General features: G+C 41.3%; 20 protein-coding genes. 11 read left to right on the top strand and 9 right to left on the bottom strand.

Translation table 11 applies throughout. From position 1 onward, the window contains the following. Nucleotides 1-124: 124 nt before the first annotated feature. Nucleotides 125-1,348 (bottom strand): NupC/NupG family nucleoside CNT transporter, encoded by a 1,224-nt coding sequence (locus L1286_RS09050; protein ID WP_235406582.1) that lies wholly within the window; start codon nucleotides 1,346-1,348, stop codon nucleotides 125-127. 17 nt (nucleotides 1,349-1,365) lie between these two features. Next, the gene (gene udk, locus L1286_RS09045) at nucleotides 1,366-1,995 is read right to left on the bottom strand and encodes a uridine kinase (RefSeq protein WP_235406581.1); all 630 of its coding nucleotides are present in this window, start codon (nucleotides 1,993-1,995) and stop codon (nucleotides 1,366-1,368) included. 313 nt (nucleotides 1,996-2,308) lie between these two features. Between udk and L1286_RS09040 the strand changes: the two genes are divergently transcribed. The 8 genes from L1286_RS09040 to L1286_RS09005 all read left to right on the top strand — a co-directional run bounded on the left by L1286_RS09040 (nucleotide 2,309) and on the right by L1286_RS09005 (nucleotide 11,728). Beyond that, nucleotides 2,309-3,523: a phosphopentomutase gene (locus tag L1286_RS09040; RefSeq protein WP_235406580.1), complete on the top strand. Its 1,215-nt coding sequence runs from the start codon at nucleotides 2,309-2,311 to the stop codon at nucleotides 3,521-3,523. Nucleotides 3,524-3,540: 17 nt separating this feature from the next. Next, on the top strand, nucleotides 3,541-4,242 hold the full coding sequence (gene deoD / locus L1286_RS09035; RefSeq protein ID WP_235406579.1) for a purine-nucleoside phosphorylase: 702 nt from the start codon (nucleotides 3,541-3,543) through the stop codon (nucleotides 4,240-4,242). A gap of 676 nt (nucleotides 4,243-4,918) precedes the next feature. Further along, on the top strand, nucleotides 4,919-5,941 hold the full coding sequence (locus L1286_RS09030; RefSeq protein ID WP_235406578.1) for a hypothetical protein: 1,023 nt from the start codon (nucleotides 4,919-4,921) through the stop codon (nucleotides 5,939-5,941). Nucleotides 5,942-5,995: 54 nt separating this feature from the next. Beyond that, on the top strand, nucleotides 5,996-6,736 hold the full coding sequence (locus L1286_RS09025) for a ferredoxin--NADP reductase (RefSeq protein WP_235406577.1): 741 nt from the start codon (nucleotides 5,996-5,998) through the stop codon (nucleotides 6,734-6,736). An 82-nt stretch (nucleotides 6,737-6,818) separates the two neighbouring features. Further along, entirely contained in the window at nucleotides 6,819-7,277 is a 459-nt protein-coding gene (locus L1286_RS09020) for a nuclear transport factor 2 family protein (protein WP_235406576.1), read from the top strand. Nucleotides 7,278-7,472: 195 nt separating this feature from the next. Then, nucleotides 7,473-8,210, top strand: a complete 738-nt coding sequence (locus L1286_RS09015; protein WP_235406575.1) for a substrate-binding periplasmic protein — start codon at nucleotides 7,473-7,475, stop codon at nucleotides 8,208-8,210. 597 nt (nucleotides 8,211-8,807) lie between these two features. Beyond that, nucleotides 8,808-11,354 (top strand): reprolysin-like metallopeptidase, encoded by a 2,547-nt coding sequence (locus L1286_RS09010; protein ID WP_235406574.1) that lies wholly within the window; start codon nucleotides 8,808-8,810, stop codon nucleotides 11,352-11,354. Then, the gene (locus L1286_RS09005; RefSeq protein WP_235406573.1) at nucleotides 11,351-11,728 is read left to right on the top strand and encodes a hypothetical protein; all 378 of its coding nucleotides are present in this window, start codon (nucleotides 11,351-11,353) and stop codon (nucleotides 11,726-11,728) included. Before L1286_RS09010 ends, L1286_RS09005 begins: the two co-directional genes overlap by 4 nt. A gap of 83 nt (nucleotides 11,729-11,811) precedes the next feature. Here the strand turns inward: L1286_RS09005 and L1286_RS09000 are convergent, their stop codons facing one another. The 5 genes from L1286_RS09000 to L1286_RS08980 form a co-directional block, all read right to left on the bottom strand. Then, nucleotides 11,812-12,237 carry a hypothetical protein gene (locus tag L1286_RS09000; protein ID WP_235406572.1) on the bottom strand — a complete coding sequence of 142 codons (426 nt, stop codon included), beginning with the start codon at nucleotides 12,235-12,237 and terminating at the stop codon, nucleotides 11,812-11,814. 8 nt (nucleotides 12,238-12,245) lie between these two features. Then, nucleotides 12,246-13,043: an HvfC/BufC N-terminal domain-containing protein gene (locus tag L1286_RS08995; RefSeq protein ID WP_235406571.1), complete on the bottom strand. Its 798-nt coding sequence runs from the start codon at nucleotides 13,041-13,043 to the stop codon at nucleotides 12,246-12,248. Then, complete coding sequence (bufB, locus tag L1286_RS08990; protein ID WP_235406570.1) at nucleotides 13,030-13,875, bottom strand: MNIO family bufferin maturase; 846 nt, start codon at nucleotides 13,873-13,875, stop codon at nucleotides 13,030-13,032. Before bufB ends, L1286_RS08995 begins: the two co-directional genes overlap by 14 nt. A 60-nt stretch (nucleotides 13,876-13,935) precedes the next feature. After that, nucleotides 13,936-14,400, bottom strand: coding sequence for a BufA2 family periplasmic bufferin-type metallophore (gene bufA2 / locus L1286_RS08985; protein WP_235406569.1), 465 nt, complete (start codon nucleotides 14,398-14,400; stop codon nucleotides 13,936-13,938). Between the two features lie 604 nt (nucleotides 14,401-15,004). Further along, on the bottom strand, nucleotides 15,005-15,475 hold the full coding sequence (locus tag L1286_RS08980) for a GNAT family N-acetyltransferase (protein ID WP_235406568.1): 471 nt from the start codon (nucleotides 15,473-15,475) through the stop codon (nucleotides 15,005-15,007). 246 nt (nucleotides 15,476-15,721) lie between these two features. Here L1286_RS08980 and L1286_RS08975 point away from each other — a divergent pair, with 246 nt between their 5' ends. From L1286_RS08975 to L1286_RS08965, 3 genes are all read left to right on the top strand, one after another. Next, nucleotides 15,722-16,069, top strand: coding sequence for a hypothetical protein (locus L1286_RS08975; RefSeq protein ID WP_235406567.1), 348 nt, complete (start codon nucleotides 15,722-15,724; stop codon nucleotides 16,067-16,069). Between the two features lie 592 nt (nucleotides 16,070-16,661). Beyond that, nucleotides 16,662-17,720: a hypothetical protein gene (locus L1286_RS08970; RefSeq protein WP_235406566.1), complete on the top strand. Its 1,059-nt coding sequence runs from the start codon at nucleotides 16,662-16,664 to the stop codon at nucleotides 17,718-17,720. Nucleotides 17,721-18,244: 524 nt separating this feature from the next. After that, nucleotides 18,245-18,982 carry a thioesterase II family protein gene (locus tag L1286_RS08965; protein ID WP_235406565.1) on the top strand — a complete coding sequence of 246 codons (738 nt, stop codon included), beginning with the start codon at nucleotides 18,245-18,247 and terminating at the stop codon, nucleotides 18,980-18,982. A 565-nt stretch (nucleotides 18,983-19,547) separates the two neighbouring features. Here L1286_RS08965 and L1286_RS08960 read toward each other — a convergent pair. Together L1286_RS08960 and L1286_RS08955 are read right to left on the bottom strand one after the other, a co-directional pair. Then, nucleotides 19,548-21,302, bottom strand: coding sequence for a sensor histidine kinase (locus tag L1286_RS08960; RefSeq protein ID WP_235406564.1), 1,755 nt, complete (start codon nucleotides 21,300-21,302; stop codon nucleotides 19,548-19,550). 11 nt (nucleotides 21,303-21,313) lie between these two features. Further along, nucleotides 21,314-22,009: a response regulator transcription factor gene (locus L1286_RS08955; protein WP_235406563.1), complete on the bottom strand. Its 696-nt coding sequence runs from the start codon at nucleotides 22,007-22,009 to the stop codon at nucleotides 21,314-21,316. Nucleotides 22,010-22,247: the final 238 nt, after the last annotated feature.

Raw genomic sequence — 22,247 nt, 5'->3', positions numbered from 1 at the left:
GTAGAAACGATAAAAGGGCCATAAAGGCCCTTTGGTGAAGTATCGTTCAAGTTAGTATGGTTACCCTAACCCCTTAAGGTAACCAACCAATTGTTTTGCAAAAGCGGCATATCTCGTTAAGTTTCTAAGCTAGCGAGAGGAAAAAACCTGCTATTGCTGCGCTCATTAGGTTAGCCATTGACCCTGCTAAAACCGCCCTGAGCCCTAAGCGTGCGATATCCTTTCGACGACTAGGGGCCATACCGCCTAGTCCACCTAGTAAAATTGCAATCGACGACAGGTTAGCAAATCCACATAACGCAAATGTGACAATTGCTTGGGTGTGTTCAGATAACCCATCGCGATAATTCATAAAATCTAAGTAAGCAACGAACTCGTTAACTACTAGTTTTTGACCGATAAAACTACCAGCCGTTACGGCTTCTGCCCACGGTACACCAATCATCCAAGCGACAGGTGCAAAGACATAACCTAAAATTTCTTGCAGTGTTAGTTCAGGGTGATTAAACCAGCTACCAATACCACCTAATAAACCATTCATAAGTGCGATAAGTGCGACAAACGCAAGTAACATTGCACCCACATTCAAAGCTAAGTGCATACCGCTGGACGCACCAGCTGCAGCCGCATCAATTACATTAACTGGTTTATCTTCACCGCTGTCTACTTCGGCTAGATTCTCTTTTGTCTTCTCTGTTTCAGGCACAATCATCTTGGCCATCAAGAAACCGCCAGGAGCTGCCATAAAGCTGGCTGCGATCAAGTATTTCAGATCGACGCCAATCGCTACATAACCTGCCATCACAGACCCTGCAACAGTCGCTAAACCGCCAACCATGACTGCAAATAGCTCAGATTGCGTCATTTTTGGAATAAATGGTTTTACAATCAAAGGCGCTTCTGTCTGGCCCACGAAAATATTCGCAGTCGCAGAGAGTGACTCTGGTCGTGATGTTTTAAGTAGTTTTTGTAACCCACCACCTAAAATTTTAATTATCCATTCCATAATTCCCAGGTGATATAAAACACCAACCAACGCTGAGAAAAAGACAATTACAGGCAACACCTGAACTGCAAATATGAATCCTATGGATTCCTGAGCGGCCAGAGGGCCAAACAAGAAGCCGATACCATCATTGGCATAACCAATAACGGATGACACGGCTGATGACATCGCAGCCAGAGCATTTTTACCTGCTTCTATAAATAGTACAAAGCCGCCAATCACGACTTGCATTAGGAATGCAATTCCTACCGTTCTTTTGTTAATTGCGCTGCGGTTCGTTGAAGCCGCGAAAGCAATACCTAGTAGCATCATCATGCCGACTAGGCTCATTATTGTTGTCATGCCAAAATGTTCCCGTTTTATTCTTGCAGCAAATATTTTATTTTACTTTTAATAATATCAATCGCAACGCGATTCATACCGCCACGGGTCACGACCAAGTCGGCATTGTGCTTCGATGGTTCGATAAACTGGTAAAACATCGGCCTTACCGTTGCCTGATATTGTTCTACAACAGAAGATATACTTCTGCCTCGAAGCTCGATATCACGCTGCATTCGGCGTAATAAACAAATATCAAGCGGGGTATCAATAAATACCTTTATATCAAATTCTTCTATTAATGCTGGGTCGCTTAACAGTAATATCCCTTCGACAATTAATATTTTTGCCGGGTTTACCGTGCGTGTCTCACTACTGCGCGTGTGTTGAGCATAATCGTAAGTCGGAACCTGTACGGATTTTCCTTGACGTAATTGTTCAAGATGCTCTTTCATCAACGCATGCTCAAACGCATCCGGATGGTCATAATTGGTTTGAGTTCTGTGCTCAAACGGCAAATGCGATTGATCTTTATAGTAAGCGTCTTCTTCTATAACCGCAATAGCGCCTGATTCAAGCTCATTTACTAATTCGTTATATATTGTTTGACTAAAAAGAGACTTACCGGACGCAGAAGCGCCAGCTATGGCTATAATTGTTCGTGTCACTAAAGTTCACACCCAGCTATTGTTAACGTTGGAAGATCACAATAGCAAAAAAGACACGATTAATCTCTTTTGCCTCGCTTAAGGATCAAATTTAAATGTTTTAGGGTTCTCAAAACAGGACTTATGTCCGCTGGTATAACCAGATTTTTATTTTAGGTAAAATAGGTACGAGTGATATTATATTACGGTTTTGTGACAGCGGACTAATGTCCTGTACGATATATTTAGGTAGCAATAAAGTAACGTCCTCTGGGAACATGAATGCTTAATAAAAACAAAATACGACCCAGACAAGAAAGATGAGAGGTGATATATGGCAAGAGCAATTATATTAATGGCAGATAGCCTAGGAGTTGGTGCAGCACCAGACGCAGAAAAGTTTGGTGATAAAGGCGCGAATACTCTCGCTCATCTTTTAAAAGCATATAAAGAGGAAAAAGGCGAAGCCTTGGCACTTCCTAATTTAAGTCAACTAGGTCTTGTAGATGCGTGTGAAGCGGCTGGTGGTGAGCCTTGCTTGATCTCACAACGTCAGCAACCGAATGCTGCATGGGGATATGCCAAAGAACTTTCGAGCGGTAAAGATACGCCATCTGGTCATTGGGAGATGGCTGGGGTGCCCGTTTTGTTTGATTGGGGTTACTTCCCAAACACGCAACCTTGTTTTCCACAAGAGTTTATTGAAGAACTGTGTAAAAGAGCAGACATTCCAGGCATTTTAGGAAATTGTTATGGCTCAGGCACGGTGATTCTTGAGCAACTGGGTGAAGAGCATGTCAGGACAGGCAAGCCGATTTGTTACACCTCAGTTGATAGCGTCTTTCAAATAGCCGCTCATGAGCAATCATTTGGCCTTGAAAAGCTTTATCAAGTATGTGAAATCGCACGGGCACTGCTTGATGAAATGAATATAGGTAGAGTGATTGCGCGGCCGTTTATAGGCACTTCGAGTGCCGACTTTATTCGTACGGGTAATCGTCGAGATTACTCGGTATTACCACCAGCGCCGACCGTTTTGGACAAATTGGCAAGCAGCGGTGGTGAAGTGATCAGCATTGGTAAGATAGCAGACATATATGCACACCAAGGCATCACACAAAAGCACAAAGCGCCGGGGTTGATGAACCTGCTGAATAAAACAATTGAAGTCATGGATTCAGCACCGGACAAAAGCTTGATATTCACAAACTTAGTTGATTTTGATGAAAAGTTTGGCCATCGTCGTAATGCGGTAGGCTACGCTGAAGCGCTGGCTGAATTTGACGCTTTTTTACCAACAGTGTTAGGTAAGTTAAAAGATGATGACATCTTAATCATTACAGCGGACCATGGGTGCGATCCAACTGCACCTGGTACCGATCATACTAGAGAATATGTGCCTGTGTTGGCATACCGTAATGGAATGAACAATACTCCATTAGGTGAAAGAAATAGCTTCGCAGATATTGGTCAGACACTTGCCCAGTGGTTTAACCTTGAAGCGTTAGAATATGGTGACGGCTTTGCCGACAAGTTGGTTACAGCTTAAGTTAAAGGAAACATGTTATGAGTACTCCGCATATTAATGCAAACCCAGGTGATTTTGCTGAAACGGTATTGATGCCGGGTGATCCACTACGTGCAAAGTATATTGCTGAGAACTTTCTAGAAGATGCTCGACAAGTGACAGACGTTCGTAACATGTTCGGATTCACGGGTACGTATAAAGGTAAACCAGTTAGTATCATGGGATCAGGCATGGGTATTCCCTCAATGTCTATCTATGCGCGTGAACTGATTGTTAGCTTTGGTGTGAAAAACCTAATTCGTATTGGCACGTGTGGGGGGATCAGCCAAGACACAAAGATTCGTGACGTGATTTTTGCACAGGGTGCAAGCACAGATTCTAATGTGAACAGAGCGCGTGTACGTGGTTATGATTATGCTGCTATCGCTGATTTTGGTTTGCTTGAAAATGGCGTAAATGCGGCGCGCAAGCTTGGCATTGAAGCGAAGGTAGGTAATGTATTTACAACAGATACTTTCTATCAAGCTGATGGCGACTTCTATAACGAACTAGATAAATTAGGTGTATTGGCTGTTGATATGGAAACAGCGGGTATGTACGGTGTTGCCGCTGAATATGGCGCAAAAGCAATGGCTTTATTCACGGTCAGTGATCACGTGATCACAGGTGAAGCAACACCACCAGAAGAACGTCAAAGTACGTTCAACGAAATGGTGAAAATCGCACTCGAGTCGATTTAGACTTTAAAACAACGCTGAAGGCGTTGTTAGAACAGTTCCTTGGTAACGTAATCGCAGAGTTTTGGAGACACGCCTAAAACAAAGCGAATCACACCCAAAAAGCCGCACTTAGTGCGGCTTTTTTTTATCCTTTAACCCATCTGAAATAGCGTGAGTTGTCAGTCCTTAGGACTTAACGCGTTCCAGCTCCTCACTTTGTAAACATTGGAATAGGGCGGTGTAGGCGGCGTCAGTGCATTGAACGACTATACTCTGGGGTGGATGGATGTGTTAGTAAAGCGATGGGGATGACATTAAGAAAAAGGGGACCGTTCTATCATTTTTGAGCATAGTGAGTGCACTTGTTGGTGATCAAGAACTTCTTGAATTTGACTCTGTATCAGAAAAGATTCAATACTTTGCTTTAAATTACCCCAAAAGAACCGTTGAGTATCATGAGGACAATGTATCGAAGCTGTGAACTGAGAGCAATAAGGAAACCGTCTCTAAAAGGATAAGATGGCGCCACAAACGCATTTAAAAACTCGGTTAGCAGGGCCGTGGTGCCAGAAAATATGATTGAGTAAGTTGCACTTTACATGGGATAGCGGCTTAATTATTGTTAGGATAAGTACAGTCAACCCCGTAAATTTTTGATGGTCGCATGCTTAAACATGTCGACACGGCGTAAAAAGTCATGAAGTACATTATTCGAAAGTTCAATCTGAGTGTCATGCTCGTTACGGTTATGGTCACAACAGGCATTGTGTATGCTGATGTAAGCAAACAGGTGTCTGAAGAAATCGAACATCTTACTCGTAACGACCCACTGGCAGCCATCGCGCGCTATGAAGATGTTGCCCAAAGCTTGTTAAAGCAAAGTGGGCCCGACACCATTTTGATTTATAAAAATGTCCTTATTGCAGCGAGCAACACTCAAAATACGTCACTTGTCGAAGAGATGAGTTTACAGCTCTCATCACAGCGCTTAGCTGCTTATATCCCGCCTTATTTATTTTCTTCTGTGAATGCGATTGGGGTCGCTTATCGCAAAAATGGACAGTTCGAAGAGGCTGTCACAACATACAAATGTGCATTGAAACATGCCTTTAATGACATTGATAAAATGATTGTTAAAGTCAATTTAGCAATAGCTTATCGGCTGATGGAGCAGCCTGCGGTGAGTTTTCAACTCTTGCAGAGTATTGATGAAGCCATTCTTGATGGGAATAGAAAAGCGGGACTATTGGTAGTCAAAGGCAATACCGCCGTGGTATTGAATAAAGCCAGTGAGGCTGTCGCGTTTTATATACAGGCTCGTGAACATTATTTAAAAGTTGGACATAATCTCAGTGCTGCACGCGTGACCGTGAACCTGTTGGGAGCAACGCTAATATCCAGAAAGTTAGCAGTATTCAAACAGTATCGTGCGCTCCTGCGTGACTTGCCCTCGGGCTATTTACCAAAAAGCGAACGGCAATATCTAGGGTGGCTAGATTGGATGTACAACAGTGTGGCTCAAAACATGATCTCTTTAGATACAGAGCGCTATATTATCGAGCAGGCGCCCGTACTCATTGAGTTTGGTTACAAAGAACACATTGAAAAGCTATTGAAAAGCTTAGATGCAGAACACTTGATCCCTGAGGGTGGAAAACGCTTTCTGCCAACGACGAAGTTGAAAGCGGGTTTAGCCTCGTCTTGGTGTCAAAACCTTTGACAACCTTTGATTCTATGCCATTGTTTTAGTATATGCATTTTTTGTGATTCAACTATGTCAAATTGGGTTGTTGGAAAGGTAATCGAGGTCAATTGGTGGACGCCGACTTTATTCAGTATTAAAGTTGCCGCTGATATAGCGCCATTTAAAGCAGGGCAATTCACTAAGCTCGGATTGGAAGTTGGAGGCAAAAAAGTTGCGCGTGCGTATTCTTTCGTTAATTCACCTTCAGATCCATTATTAGAGTTCTTTTTAATAGAAGTAGAAGACGGCGCGTTGTCTAGCCAGCTTTCGCAGTTGGTGGAAGGGGACGATATATGGATAAACAATAAGCCAAGCGGGTATTTTGTACTGGATGAGGTGCCAAAAGCAGACACGTTATGGATGCTTTCGACTGGAACCGCAATCGGTCCGTTCCTTTCTATTTTAGCTGAAGGAAAACTGTGGCGTAATTATAGGCGTATCGTATTGGTGCATGGGGTCAGACACAACACTGATTTGTGTTATCAAGATCCGATAAAGGCGACAGAAAAACTTTTCCCACAATTTACTTACGTGCAACTCGTCAGTCGAGAGCCGCCTGAAAACGGGTTGCGAGGGCGTATTACGGATATTATTTCCAGTGGAGAGTTGCTGAGATATTGTCATATCGAAAAATTTACTGAAGATCATCATTTTATGTTGTGTGGCAACCCTGCGATGGTAAAAGACACCACGGCATTGTTAACTGATATGGGATTTAAGAAGCACCGTAGAGCAGAGCCCGGCCATATCACTGTTGAACAGTATTGGTAATCGATTCAGCATTGATCCATTTAGTATATAAAAGTAACGAAACTTGTTATAATTCCCCTGTACGTACCAAAAAGGGGGAATTATGAGGTACTTGTTGTTAATTATGGTGTTACTTACCTCGTGGGTTTCTATTGCGAATCCCGCTTTCGAGGGTCGCGCAAGTGAATACAATTTACAGAAGACCGAAAGCGAGAAAGAAGCAGAGGCTGTTATCGATGCCCTAATTTCTGCTTATAACACACAGGACATCAGAAAATTCATCGCTTTATACGATGAGAATGTAGAGTTTTACATTTACCCTCAGACACTTATGTTCAAAGGCAAAAAACAGCTAATAAAGCGCTATGGACTGATGTTTGAAAAAATGCACTGTTTGAAAGCGACCTCAATTAAACGAATAACGAATGGCAATATTGTGATTGACCATGAGACATCTGAAATTTGTTCAGAACAAGCAGGTGTAGTTGATAAGCGCTCTGAGTTTGTGACTAGCTACCAAATTGAAAATGGTAAAATTCATAAGGTGGTATTTTTTCGCTAATTCAAGGTGAGCGGTAGCAGGGTAGGTTTTTAAGGTTCTCCTTATTAAAGGATACAGGGATCGTAAGTTGAATTACTTTACATTTTTGTACTTTTACTTTTAACGATGTGTGTGCAGCGTCTATCCTAGTAACTAGAGGTTTTAGCTCTTTGGGCTAAATGAATGCATGTCGCGTCGATGTTCGGAGGTTTAAACGTGTTAAGTTTACTTACACGGTTAGCTATTTTATTTTGCTGCATCGCATTGAATGCGGTATCGGCACCTTTACCTAAGCTTCAAGTTGTAACAGAGGAGTGGGTGCCATACAACTATGCTAATGATGACGGAGTGATTGTAGGACGCGCGACAAAAAAAGTAAGAGAAGTGCTTGATGCCGCTGGAGTCGAGTACGATATTCGTTTATACCCTTGGGCTCGCTCAATGAAGCTTGCCAAAACCCAACCAAATACGATGATTTACTCAATCTACAGAAATGCAGAGCGAGAAAAGCTATTTGAATGGGCATGCCCACTCATGAGGCCTGTTCGTCAGTACTTGTTTAAATTAAAAAGTCGCGATGATATCCAAGTTAACTCTATAGAAGAGGCAAAAAAATACGTTATTTCCGTTGTACGGGGGAGTGTTGTGCACGAGTATTTAGTTAATCAAGGCTTTGAAGCGGGTGTGAACCTTGATATTACCGCTGATCCGAGTGCCTCGCAGAAAAAGCTGGTTGCGGGTCGCATTGATTTTCTGCTGACAACAGAATACACCATGTACGAACGACTGAGGTTAATGGGGGTCGATTACAGCAATGTTGAGCCAGCACTTGAGGTGCGCAATTCTTCAGATAGACGTGCGTGTATGGCATTTCAATTGGATACCAATAAAGTCTTGATTGATAAAATCAAAAGGGCACTGGCAGAACACAATAAAATGTTTATCGGGCCCTAAGTATTGTGTAGCCCGATAAAAAGCCTGCGATTGTTACCAAGGCTTCAGATTATTTCTTCGTTTAGGTTTATCAACAAGGTACTTGTCAAATAATCGCTTACCATTCTCGTACTCAACAGATGAACCCTGAGTACCCGGATTCAAAATATAGGCAAAGATTGCTAAAAGTATTGTGTATAGAAACTCACTCTCTATTAGATAAATGAGTGATAACGTTATCATAGCGATACAACTTATCCATCTTATTAAAAAAATCATTGCTGTTCCCTGTGCAAATCTGATGACCTGCACTTTAAGAGGTTTGCATAATAGATTCAAGTGGTCTGACGAGTATTTGTACGTAATTACAACTTATTACAGGTATTGCGTACACGACTTGTAAGAGATATCTCACGAAATTGGGTACTGATAAGGCATCGAGCGTCAGTGCTTTGCGAGTAAGCAATATGAAGGCCTACTAAGCGTATTGGTTGAGCAATGTGAATGTATGTCTTACCAGATATTTTAAAATAGCGGTTAATAAATGGGGATGATTTCAGGCAATTACTTCCAATGTGACTATGCTGTAATAATTGAATTCAAGTAATAGGTGGCTTTATGGTAAAGTCTGTTGCTGTTTTTGTCGTGTTATTGACAGTTGCATTTTGGTCACAAGGCAATGAAGTACTGTGGCAGAGTCATTCACATAAACCCTCGCAATCAAATCACACCGGTGCACTTGAGTCCCATTTAAATAGCGCATATTTAGAGCACCTATTGTCTTCCCAAAATATCGTGGTCGATATACCAAGCCCTGAAGGCACCCTTTTGCGCTTTAGGCTCATCCCCTATGCTGTGATGCCTAGTTCGCTCCAGCGTAAATATCCAAACATAAAAACATTCATTGGTGTTCAAGTCGGCAACCCGCATGTTCGGGGGACTTTTGATTACACTCCCAATGGCTTTCATGGCATGTATAGCTTTAAAAATGACACGGTGTATATTGATCCGGTTAATCAGTCTTCACCTGATGGGTATTATCAGGTGTACTACAAAAGGACAATGAAAAATGTGGCTGGCGCACACGTTTTTAATCAGCCCATCAAACATCCGGAGATCAGCTTGCCTCAAGGCGCCAAACCTTTTGACACGCCAAGCTTTGCAACCCCTTTGTCTGAAGACGTTAAATATCGGTTGGCCATCACTACAACGGGAGAATATAGCCAGTTTCACGGTGGTACAAAATCGACCGTAATGGCCGCACTGGTGACGCTCGTCAACCGAATAAACCAAGTGTACTTAAGAGATCTGTCAACCTCTTTTGAATTGGTTGACAATAACGATACGCTGATTTTTTTAGACCCTAATTCAGACCCATTTGTAAACGATGATACTGATATAGATAATCTTACTACTGTGATTGATGGTGCCATAGGCGCACAAGCTTATGATATTGGCCATTTGGTTGGGACGGGAGGCGGTGGCCTAGCTGGGTTTGGGGTGGCATGCAGTGAGGCAAAAGCAGAGGGCGTCACGGGGAATCCACAACCTGTGAATGATGCGTTTTACATTGACTATGTTGCTCATGAAATAGGACATCAGCTCGGTGCTGACCATACATACAATGGGCTCGCTGGAGCGTGTGGCGGCAATCGAGTGGACTCAGCAGCGTTTGAGCCGGGCAGTGGTTCGACAATTATGGCCTACACGGGTATTTGTGAATCGCAAAACTTACAGACCAACTCAGACCCTTACTTTCATGTCCATTCTTTGGAGCAGATGGCAGCATTTACGCGTCAAACGGGTGGTAGCACATGTGGTACTCGCACTGCAAAAACGAATCAAGCGCCCGTTGTCAATGCGGGACCTGACTATTCCATCCCCGCGCGTACGCCGTTTACATTGAAAGGCAGTGCTACAGACAATGAGGGAGATACGCTCAGTTACAGTTGGCAGCAAAGCGACTTGGGAAGTGCCACGAGTAGTGCGCAAGAAGACTCGACAGATAGTGGGAGCGGGCCGCTCTTTCGGGTGTTCAATCCCACAACAACCGGTGAGAGAACGTTTCCTCAATTAGCTGATGTCTTGTCTGGGCAATCAAGTTATGGTGAAGCCTTACCAACAACGACTCGGCCGCTCAATTTTAAATTATTGGTTAGAGACAGTGCAGGTAACATTGCCGATGACGCGATGATTGTCAATGTTATCAGCAATCAACAAGGTTTCAGTGTGACTGAGCCCAGTGCTGGGGCGCAATGGGATCTCGGGACCCAGCAGATAAAATGGCATACCGCTGGTAGTGAAAATGCGCCCATTTCATGCCAACAAGTTAATATATTTTTGTCTCTAGATGGTGGCGAGTCTTTTCCAACCAGTCTGGCCAGCAATGTCGATAATGACGGCGAGCACACTGTGACGTTGTCTCAGTTATTGAGCTCTTCACAGGGAAAAATCAAAATTTCCTGTGTGGACAACATTTTCTTTGCGGTGAGTGCTGGTTCCATCTCTGTGAATGGGTCGAGTGAGCCTATTGCGCCTGAGATAACGGCGCAGCAAACTTTAACACTCGCGGAGGACAGTAGTATTACACTTTCGGTGGATGACTTTAGCTACGCTGGTGGCTTCAACGCAGAAACACTGACACTTCAAGCTGGTGAAAATTATAGTTTTACAGGGCTTATTGTCACACCAAGTGCCAATTTTAATGGTGCGCTAACGGTACCAATCACGGCAACTCGGGGGGCGTTATCCAGTGATGTTTTTAACGCGCAAATATCAGTAACAGCGGTAAACGATTTACCACAAGCCATAAGTGACGCTTTTACGGTAATAGAAAATAGCCAAAGCAATGCATTAAATGTACTGGCCAACGACACTGATATCGACGGTGATGCGCTCTCAATAGGCAGTGTGAGTTATCAAGGCAGTGGCAATGTGTTTGTGTCTAACAATCAACTTGCCTATACACCTGCTGCTAATTTTACGGGAACAGAGCAACTCACTTATAGTATCAAAGATGCCTCTGGGGGAGAGTCTTCGGCTCAAGTAACCATTACAGTCACCACGCCATCTGACTCTGGTGGGTCTTCTGGCAGTGTATATTTCATGTTGAATGTATTGATACTGTTAATCATGACGCGGATTAGTTTTAGGAGTAATAGATGAGACGCTTGCAAATTCTGGCTTGTTTATGGGGGGTTGTCGGGTGCACAGGACAGTCACTTTCTCAAGGGCCAGAGCAAACGAGTACGGTTACCAAAAGTGATGTATTGAACATTGATGTTGAAGTTGAAAAAGCCCTTGAAAACCGTGACTACCGTCTGTTTTTAACTCAAGGTCGGCGGCCTGTCTCGCCGGGTTTAGAGCACATACCTATCGAAAAATTGAAGGCACATTGTGGCACTAAGTTTCTTGCTGGTACGGGAGATGTGTTGAAAAGTGCTGAAGAGAAAAAAGCGCGGGTTGAAAAATATAATTTTGCTAAAGCATATAACCGTAAGATGTATGCGCTATGCCAAAAGATGATAGGGCGAAAATAATCTTCAAATAGGTGCATCAAATCGGCAGGTAATACGTCGCTATAACACTTAAATTGAGAGAGCACCTATCAAAACGAGTGCCCTCATTGTAAGGTGGTGAGGAGCGTTTTGATATCATTTTTAATTTTGTCAATGTCGCGCACGATCAGCTCCACTGATTGACTACTTGTGGAGATGTTTTCCCAGTTGTCTGTCCAAGTTTGATGCAGGTTACCTGCATTGGCTTGCACTTGTGTGTTGGTCAGGTAACTGAAGTCATTGATGAGCCCAACTTTTATCCAGCCTTTTCTTGGGCTAGCTGTGACTGAGTCGCCGTCGTAATGCGCGATATAGACAAGCTGCTCTAGCGCCGCCAGTTCTTTGAGTATTTCAAAGCAAGCAAGTCTCGTATTATTGTTGTTTTCAGTGGCTTCTAAGCGCCACGTGTTGTAACTAAACCCGATCAAGGCGAACACCATACTAAATATGACACTGAACTGGTAAAGTTGAAACTTTTGTCTTAAACGCATTGTGTCACCTATATCTGCTGAAGTTTGATGTCACTTTTAAACCAGCCCAATTCAATACCTTGTTGAAGCAGCTCCATGACTTGAAGCGTACCTTGTTCTTCTGACTCGGTGTATTGAGCGGCGGTTTCGCAGACAAAACCAAAAGGCAGCCCATTCTGAATACTTTGTAGGCATTGATAGTGAACGCGGGTTAGCGGGTAAAACCCGGTACGTTTATCTGGTTCTCTGGCAATGACCCAGTAGTGCGGCGATTGGATGTCGGGTGACGGAGGCGCTTGGTCACTTTTGAGTGCTTGCCAGCTTTCAATGGTTGCATATTGGCAGGTTAGCAAACGTACACTTTCGTGTAGTTGAAACTGAATATTTGGCCAATTCGACTGATGAATCGTTTGTAGTTGCGAAAATTGTAAGGTGTCGCTATCTGCTGCATCGAATGCACTCAGTAGCAACCTTTCAAACAAGGCCATTTCGTGCAGTATGCCGTGATCACAAAAAGGAGGGTGCTCAGATAAAAATTTGGGTAGATTGTCGCCAAACGCCCTCAGCGATGGCGCACTCGAAGGAAACGTGGCCAGATAGCCTTGAACCATCTGATCAAACAGCGTATCTCCTAGGTAAAGCCCCAGTATTTCGTGGTCTTGTTCCAATACTTTAGTCAACCTGATCCGGTAGGCATTCTGGTAAATCTCTGCGCGTTGATTGGGTGCCAATACACCCGCCTGATCCGCAATATGCTTTTCAAACTCCCTATTCCCTTGACTGAGCATATTAATGAAGTCTAGTTGCAATTGTTCAAGCGCATTCATGTGTGTTCCACCTCTGTGGTGCAAGTGTTCTAGCATGTTCTAATTCAGTCAAAAGGTCGCTAAAGGGTGGAAAATTGTCATCTCGTTCAATCATGGTATTTATTGGCGCGCGCGTTTTTGCAAAACGGTGAAAAAGATCCCAGACATGATCGCAAACAGGTTGGTCGTGCGTATCTATCACATGACTGCCAAAATCACTGTGCCCTGCCAAATGTATTTGCGCAATGGCTTCTTCAGGCATGGCATTGAGAAATGTTTCTGGCTCGAAATCATGATTACGTGCGCTGACATAGATGTTGTTGATATCAAGTAAGAAACGGCATTGCGTTCTGTTATGTAACTCACATAAAAACTCCCACTCGCTCATTTGCGAGCTTTCGTATGTTAGATAGCTAGACACATTTTCTAAAATTAAAGGCCTTTGCAAATAGTCTTGGACAATGTTTAATCTCTCACACAAGTGTGTCAACGCTTCTTCTGTATAGGGCATTGGTAAAAGATCATGACTATTAAAGTCGCCCAGTGATGAAAAACAAAGGTGGTCAGATACCCAAAGAGGGTTAACCCGATTGATTGTTTTTTTCAGGTTATCTAAGTAGCCAAAGTCGATGCTAGAGGTACTGCCTATAGACATAGAAACGCCGTGCATCACAATAGGGTAACGCTCTTTAATTTGTGCCAGATAATGCCATGGTTTACCGCCATCGACGAAATAGTTTTCAGAAATAATCTCAAACCAATCAACCTTAGGTTGGGTGGTTAAAATCTCTTCAAAGTAGCACGTGCGTAAACCTAAACCAAAGCCGACATAAGGGGGGGGTGTAATACTCAATCTAAACTCGCTATTGTGAAGTTAAGGTGATTCGCTGTTGAGCGAGTCACCTCATAGATGTTAACTACCTACTTTACCGCCGATGTCTTTACATGCTTTTTCAGGCATGTTGACAAAACCAGTCCCTTTACATGAAGCTTGCGCTGCACACGCGTTGCTTGCTGTTTTACAGTCATTATGACCACCGCAAATATTGACATCATGGCAGTGTACTAAGTCCGATTTTGCAATACTGCCCACCCAGTCATCTTTTTGCTTACCGCCGACGTCTGCACAAGCTTTAGAAGGCATGCCAACAAACCCTGTACCTTTACATGAGGCTTGACCTGCACATGCATTGCTTGCTGTTTTACAGTCATTGTGCCCGCCACAAACGTTAACATCATAACAGTGAACTAAATCAGTCTTTGCTGCGCCCGTGTTAGCAGCAGTGGCACTGCTTGAAGCACCTGACTCACTTGTTGAATTACACCCCACAAGTCCCGCAACCATCATTGCCATAGCGGCGCCTGTTAATGCTTTCATTGTATTTTCCTCGTGTTTTTGGTTATGCCAAGTATCGAATGGCATCGAATCGCACCATATTGTTTGTGTGCATTATTCTGGCCATTGCCTTTTTATTGGCTTTTTTTGCAATTGCGCGCGATACAAAAAAAGCAATTTATTTGCGCTCCGGACGACTTGCTGAAAAAGACCTTGTGAGCTGCAGAATAATTTCAGTGTAGACGAAAATTTTATTTTTAGGAGCTTTGCTTGGGTGCAAAGTATGTCCAATTGTCCAGTTAACTGGGAACGATACAACACGAACAAGCGCCCGTTTGTAGACAATGATAGCGAGGTAATTATTTTCGCCACTCAATGGCATGATTTGAACATGTGTTTATATGGCACTGTTAAACTTACGAGTTGAGCAAAATAAACTTTGATATTTTAAATCATTTATCCATTGTTTTTGCTGATGGCGATATGTATGTCATCGAGTGGTTGTAAGCATTTATTTTTTCTTGTTCAACACGCCGTAAAGTAACGCTTTTCAGTATTTGTCGTTCAGCTCGAAACTTTGCCAATTTGAAAATTTTGAGTGCAATCATGACGTATTGGAAACCCGAGGCCGAGCTCGGGCGTGGGATCATTGTGCGATATTCACCTTCATTTCTAACAGGGTGGGTTTAAACCCGAGTTTTTCATAAGCGTTGATCGCAGCTTGATTCTCACTGTATACATCCAAATAAAAGTCATGGATACGCTTTGATTTGGCCCATTCTATTAATGCGTCGATAACACGTTGGTTTACACCTTGACCTCGATACTCAGGACTAACGAACATAAATCCGAGATAACCATGTTGCTCATGGACAAGGGAATGCTTTGACGCACGTATCGAAACATAACCTGTTCCTATAATATCCCCGTTGTATTGTGCGACGATCAGGCATGAAGTATCGCTTTTAATAAGGTGGTCGATGTCATAATAATGTGCCTGATCCTTTATTTGTGAATTGAACGGTCTTTCGGCTTCAATAACTGCTTGCTCAAAGTTTAAAAGCGCCTGTTTGTCTGAAACCGTTGCTTGTCTGATTAGGAGTTCTTCGTGGTTCATATTGATACCCACTCTAATTTTACTTATCGCAGATTCTATCGTCTGTTTTTAATTTAGTGAAGTCAGAACACGCAATGCAATTGCGTGTTAGGTGGATGTGATGTCGGATCCTGCTTTTCCAAGAGTTTTTTTTAATCTTTGCCCTATCGTCATGTTAACTACATGTTTCCTGTTTAACTTGAAAGGGCAACTCGGTAAGCAGTTGTACTCATAAAATATGAATCAAACAAACATTAAAGGAATATCATGAAAACGTTGATTAAAAATCTGGCCATTGCTGGTACAGCAGTTATTTCTGCTATGTCATTTAATGCGTTTGCTGCGACTTCGTGCCTAGCGGAAATTCACAGCGTGACAAATACCAGCCGAGGTGTTGTGGTTAAGGCATATAACCCAACAACATGGCGTGCATACGATACCCTCACGATCTCGTATCAGGATCCAAATTTAGGCTCAATGGTTGACAAGTTGGTCACCGCCAACAATTTTCAGCTTAAAGTGAGAATATACATCCTAGAAGAGTTCGATGGAGATGATGCGCGTTCTTGTACGGATGGTAAGCCAGATTACATTGGTTCAGTTCACTCAGCTTAAATATAAATAGCCTATTTATAAGCGGCGTATTTGCACGCGAAATTTGTATGAATACGCCTTTTAGTTAATCGATGATCGGATATGTATGCCGATACCCACTATCTTTTAAGCCCTGACTTGTATCAATGTTACAGTTGTGCTTCATTTTGTCGAGTACATAGGGGATCCCTTTTTGAGAAGTATCTCAGTAAGCTACGCTCTGAGCATAAAAAAAATATCCGCATCATCAAAGTGGTCAATCTTTAATGTTTCTTAAAGGTTTTATTAAGGTAAATGAAATGTATTTTTTAGGTTGGTGTTTTAAATTTTGAGATTGCTATATTAATGATAAGTTGGTAGTGTAGAACTGATATATACTTTTTGAAAGCACGTCTAATTATCAGCGGATCATAACCGGAAATTCTGTAAGTGCTATTCCACTTTAGTATATAACTACACAGCAAAAGAAAAAGGGAATAAGTTATTCTTTGTAGTAGCCTTTCTACATATATAACTTTTTTGGAAGTCTTGCGAGGTCTTTATCTCGTGTAAACCAAAGGAATATGGATATGTAAAAATTCATATGCCTTTAAATTAGGTAAAAAACACAAATATGCTAAATAGCAGAGATGATTTAATACTCGCTACATTGAATAGTAGTGAGCAGCTCCATAGTGAAAACTTTGAATATAAATCTCTATTTTTAAACTTTATATTGCCAGATGAGACAAATGCCCGATTTTTGCCTTGTGTGTTTATCGAAAATGAACATGCAAAGCAATATCAAGAGCGTAGAGTAACAAGAAAACAATTAATCGATTTATACGATGCAAATTATAAAGTAATTATAGGTAAAGGATGTATTTTAAATTGTTTGGAACATGGGACACATAACTGGAAAAAAGCCAACCAAACAATAGAGTCTATTATTGAACTTGGGGAAAATATCGCGGTATCTGAAATGATTCAAGTGCCAACCGTTTATCCAGTGGGCGACAGTAGATATCAAATATTGACAGGGCATAGACGATTCTTTGCTTTGTTATATACGTTTGGAATTGATTGTGCCGCGCAGTTTAAAGTTTATGAAGAAAGGCCCTTATTGTATAAAGTTAAGCAGTTTCAGGAAAATGCGAGTAGGGAGGATTTACCACAATATGGAAAGCTACAAGCTTTCATTTCAGCGATGAATGAAATTGAAGGAGTAGAGCAAGCCAAACTCAAAATAGGTAAGAAGAAGCTGACAGTGAAAGACAAGGCCAAACACTTGGGTATATCGATGGGGGCTTTTGATAATTACAATGTATTAACCCGATATTCTGATGTGGTGAAAGCATATGAAGATGGTCTTTGTGAATCGTTTATTAAAGTAAAGAAAATTGTCTTGGGATGTGAGGTCGAGTACAAAGTAGAAAACAATAAGACAGTACTTAGCCAAAAAGATAAAGAATGTATTGCGAGCAGAATTTCAGCTAAAATTTCAGCAAAACACGGGCGAGATAGGCGAGAAAAAGCTTACAACTTACCTAAAATAACCCAGCCTAAAGCACTGAAAAAATTACTGTTTTCAAATGCTAATCATTTGGACTCAGGCGTTGATTGGGACGCGCTTGACTGGACTGATCATGACGAAATAAACGGTGCGCTAAAACGGTTCTTCAAGATATTGTAGTAGCCTAGAAAGCAGTGAGATATGTGCAATGTAAACTTTTGTTAACTTGTGCTGTTCGGCCTTCTTATTTCAAATTCTCCATGTTAATTTGTATTAAACAGTAACGGATAGATAGGTTTGTTATAAATTCAAATGAATTTTTATTTTGGCTTTTAACTTTTAATAAAATTGGATTGATTTTACTTGTTTTTATCCGGTGTGTAAAAATGGCGTGTGTGCGTGAACATGCTTGCTATTTTTAAATTTATTTGTTTATAGCCTGATTTAAATTGAGGAAATAATAAAAAGTTAAATGAGCGAGTCTATAAAGGTGGCTAGTAGCGTGTGCTTCAATAACCCCTTTGATGTTGGCTCAACTTAATTAATTTTTGTATTTTCTGAATTCTCAAATTAGCTATGTCAGAAAAATTATGTGCTTACTTTGGTAAAAAAATAGTTTTGTTGCGATCACATGATCTTGTTGCAGCTTTATAAAAAGTTTAAGTAAGCGATGGAAAAGTTTAATATTTATTAGGAACAGGAAATTGAATAGAGAACGGTGGGTGGTTACACCCGAAAAAAATAATGCAAAAGTTAAACTTATTTGTTTTCCATATGCAGGTGGTGGTGTGCCAGTGTATTTTCAATGGAAATCAATGTTAACTCAAAATGTGGAGTTGAATATTGTTCAGTTGCCAGGGCGAGGCACGCACTTTGCGCAAGAACCTATCGATGATATGGATTCATTGGTTGAAGCTTTATTGCCTCAGGTGAGCGACTTGTTGCAGGGGGATTACATCATTTTCGGTCATAGTTTAGGTAGCCGGGTTGGTTTTGAGCTTGTTCGTCAGGCAGTTGCAAGGGGATTTCCGCCTCCGATACATTTCTTTGCATCAGGCAGTGCGAGCCCAAAAAGAGAATGCTTTGGCAAGGTAATCCATAACCTGTCAGATCCAGACTTTATAAATGAGTTGAAGCGTATGAATGGTACGCCAGCGCAAGTCTTAGAAAATAATGAATTGATTCAATTGCTTTTACCAACGTTAAGGGCAGATATGAAGATTGCTGAAGAGTATATATGTCACGAAGAGTTTACTATACCCACAGATGTGACAGTGCTATCAGGTTATGACGACTCAATTAATAGTGAAGACTTAAACTCATGGGGAGCATTTTTCCGAGCGTCAGAGGTGGTTATGCATGATGGAGATCACTTCTTTATAGACTCTCATGCAAAAGAGGTTGTCGAAACATTGAATAATCGTATTGCAGAATATATTTAATAGTTGATATTTCAGCGCAGAGCATCAGAAGCGAGGAACGCGAATCAACTGAGCTTAAATTTGCTTTTGTTCATTTTATAGGTGACTACTTAGTTGATATTGATGATTGCGACTTGAACATGCATATACAGAATGAAAATATAAAATAAAAATGGTCTCATGCGTGAGACCATTTTTATTTTGGATACCTTAAACTTACTTGATGCTATCTTGGGCATAAGCTTGCTGACTCCGTCCTATCAATATTAATAGTATGATGTTTCTCTGTGCGCAAGATTTCGTTTGTATTGCGCAGTCTTCCCGTAATTTACGGTATCATTGCAAGAACAAGCTTTCACCGTTGCTTTGAAGTGGTGAGTTGTCGAACTCAATAAGGGAATAAACGTGATTTGAGTACGCATGTCTTGGCGGTATTAGGGGGCTCAAAAGATAAAGAGGCATTGCTTTGTATCACAAATAAAAGCGTCACTGGGATGTATTTACCCTTTGTTTAAACTTGGCTACTAGGGTTACTAAAATAAAAAGCCCCCAAATGGGGGCTTTCAATTGATAAAATCGGTATTTTTTACTCTGCTATGGTGGTTTTCATAGGGAACGAAATCAACATGGCAAGCCCAGGGTGTCTGTTTTGCACTTGGATTTCCCCTTGCTGAGCTAATACCAATTCTTGTACCAATGATAATCCAATGCCTGTACCTTGAGAATTGCGCGTGAGTTCATTTTCACCACGATAGAATAAATCGAAGATCTTCTCTTCTTGCTCTTTTGAAATACCGTTTCCATAGTCACGGATCTCTAGTTGCACCATATCTTTCAATTTAGGGTGTTTGCGGAAAATAAAGTCTACTTTTCTTCGGCTTGAATCTTCAATCTTGGCTGATTCGAAAAACTTAATTGCATTATCAGTAATGTTAATAACGATTTGAGTAAACGCATCGGGTTCAACAAGCGCTTGAATGTCCTCAAAGTGAGCCATTTCCATAGAAAGAATCTGATCGAAGTTATGTTTTTCTATGAGTGAAGACGTTTTAGAGCGAATAATATCCTGTAAAACAGTTAGTTTTGTGTATTCTGGTTCAACATTTTGCTGGTTTCGGCCAAAGGCTGAGAGCTGCAAGATATTATTAATTAACCTTGCAAGGCGTTCACTTTCGCTACAAATAAACTCGTAGTATTCGCCCTTATGCGCTTCTGAAACAATCGCACCGGATTTAAGCATTTCAGAATACATCTTGATAGATGTCAGTGGTGTTTTCAATTCATGACTCACTGATGAGATAAAGTTGAGCCTTTCTTCACCCAATTCGAGTTGCTTAACACTGAAACGATAAAACCCATAGCAAGCAAATAAAATGGCCAAAATTAATATGGCATTAAAAATTGCGCTATAAATGACAGCATTCTCTATTGGCAATGCGGCTGATGACAGTGAAATGGCATAATTACGATATGGCCAATGTAGCGTAGTTTCAAAAATCAATTGTTGTGTATATGACTTATCTATGTCTGTTGGCCGTTCAATTAGAGGCTCGCCATCGACTAGAGAGTAAAAAAAGTATTTATCTTCATTAAGTTGGTTTACCTCTTTTAAAGTGACTAAAATTGGCACATTAAAGCTTCTTAATTCCAATATTTCAGCGACTTGTTGATGTAAATATGGATCTCTCTCTACAACGTATCCCTGCATAACAGGTTTATCTACAAGGGTGACTATTCGATAAAAAATCAGATACTCAGGTACGTCAAATATGATATTGAAGAGCTTTTCATTTTGCGCAAGACCACTTTGCAAGTGTTGTGTAATCTCATTGGATTTGAAAACAGCTTGGTACACCGTCGTCGCTGTTTTATGCCGTGTAATTAGCTCGAGTGTTTGTTTGTCACCAGGGACACTATGAATGTCATCTTCCGAGACTACGTAAGGCCAAACCGGAGAGTTAAACTGACCTTGCCCATCGATCTGAAAATAGCCAACTAAGCCATGGATCATTGGCTCTTTGTGAATTTGAGCGAGCGGAGATAGGACTTGCTGTGTCTGCTTAGTGACAGGGTTATGGATATAGCGATAATAATTAAAAGCATCCGTCGCCAACTGGTTACTCACAGATAGCTTTCTAAATAACTTTCGATTAATGACTCTTGCTAGGTTGCTTGCCTCTTGTTCATATTCAGACAAGCGACTTTGCTCTGACTGCTGATAACTAAAGTACAAAAGAGAAGACAGGGGTGTCAGCAAGAGTAGTAAAAACAAAATAGCAGAGACTTGTAAACGCTTTAAACGTTGAGAGTGATTGAGTAAGCGTTTGTTTTTAAATAGCATAATTATTTTTCTTATAGTTTATATAGCTGGTAGCCTTCACCTCTATGGGTGAGCAAATGCTTAGGTGTTTTTGGGTCTACTTCTATTTTTTTTCGTATTTTCGCAATATGAATATCTACGGTACGAGTATCAATATCGCGAGTTTCTTTATATCCCCATACATTTTTTAACAGTTCATCACGAGACACAGGACTATTTTTACGGTGTAAGTACGCTAAAATCTCGGCTTCACGGCGGGTATACTTTGTTTCGTGTTGGTATGATTGACCGGTTAGGGATTGCAGGCAAATTGATACTTCATTACTTAACACAATACTATTGTCTTCACCTGTCCACCCTGAGCGTCTCACTAAAGCGCTCACTCTTAATACCAATTCTGAAGTAGAGAAGGGCTTTGCTACATAGTCGTCAGCACCTAAAGTGAGTGCATTTATAATGTCTTCTTCTGCATTTTTAGCTGTTAACATCATAATTGGCTGCGTGCGCGAATGTGCTCTAAGCGCATTGCAAATGTCAAACCCATTCATTGAAGGCAGCATCACATCTAAGAGAATACAGGCATACTCCCCCTCAAGCCCCTTGTCCAATCCTTCTTTACCATCCGCGGCACTTTCTACGTCGTAACCATGAAAAACAAACAGGTCTGTTAGGCCACGTAATATACTTGGTTCATCTTCTACGATGAGCAGCTTTGGTTTAATACTCAAACTATTTCCTTTATTGATGTAAAAACTTCTGTTGAATTAGAGTGTAATCTTTTTTATTATAATTTACGAAAGGTCATTGAATTTCAACACCTCTTTCATAGTGTATCAATTTCCTTAAAAAATGGAATGCAAACTTTTGTAAACTTTAGCACCATGTTTTTTTACTTTTTGTGTCTGTTTCGTTTTTGAACGGCTCGCTATATTTATCAACATCAAATGGCCCAGCACGATAGCTTGG

The sequence above is a fragment of the Pseudoalteromonas sp. SMS1 genome, from assembly GCF_021530565.1.
GTDB lineage: Bacteria > Pseudomonadota > Gammaproteobacteria > Enterobacterales > Alteromonadaceae > Pseudoalteromonas.
This window is presented reverse-complemented; position numbering and strand designations above follow the sequence as displayed.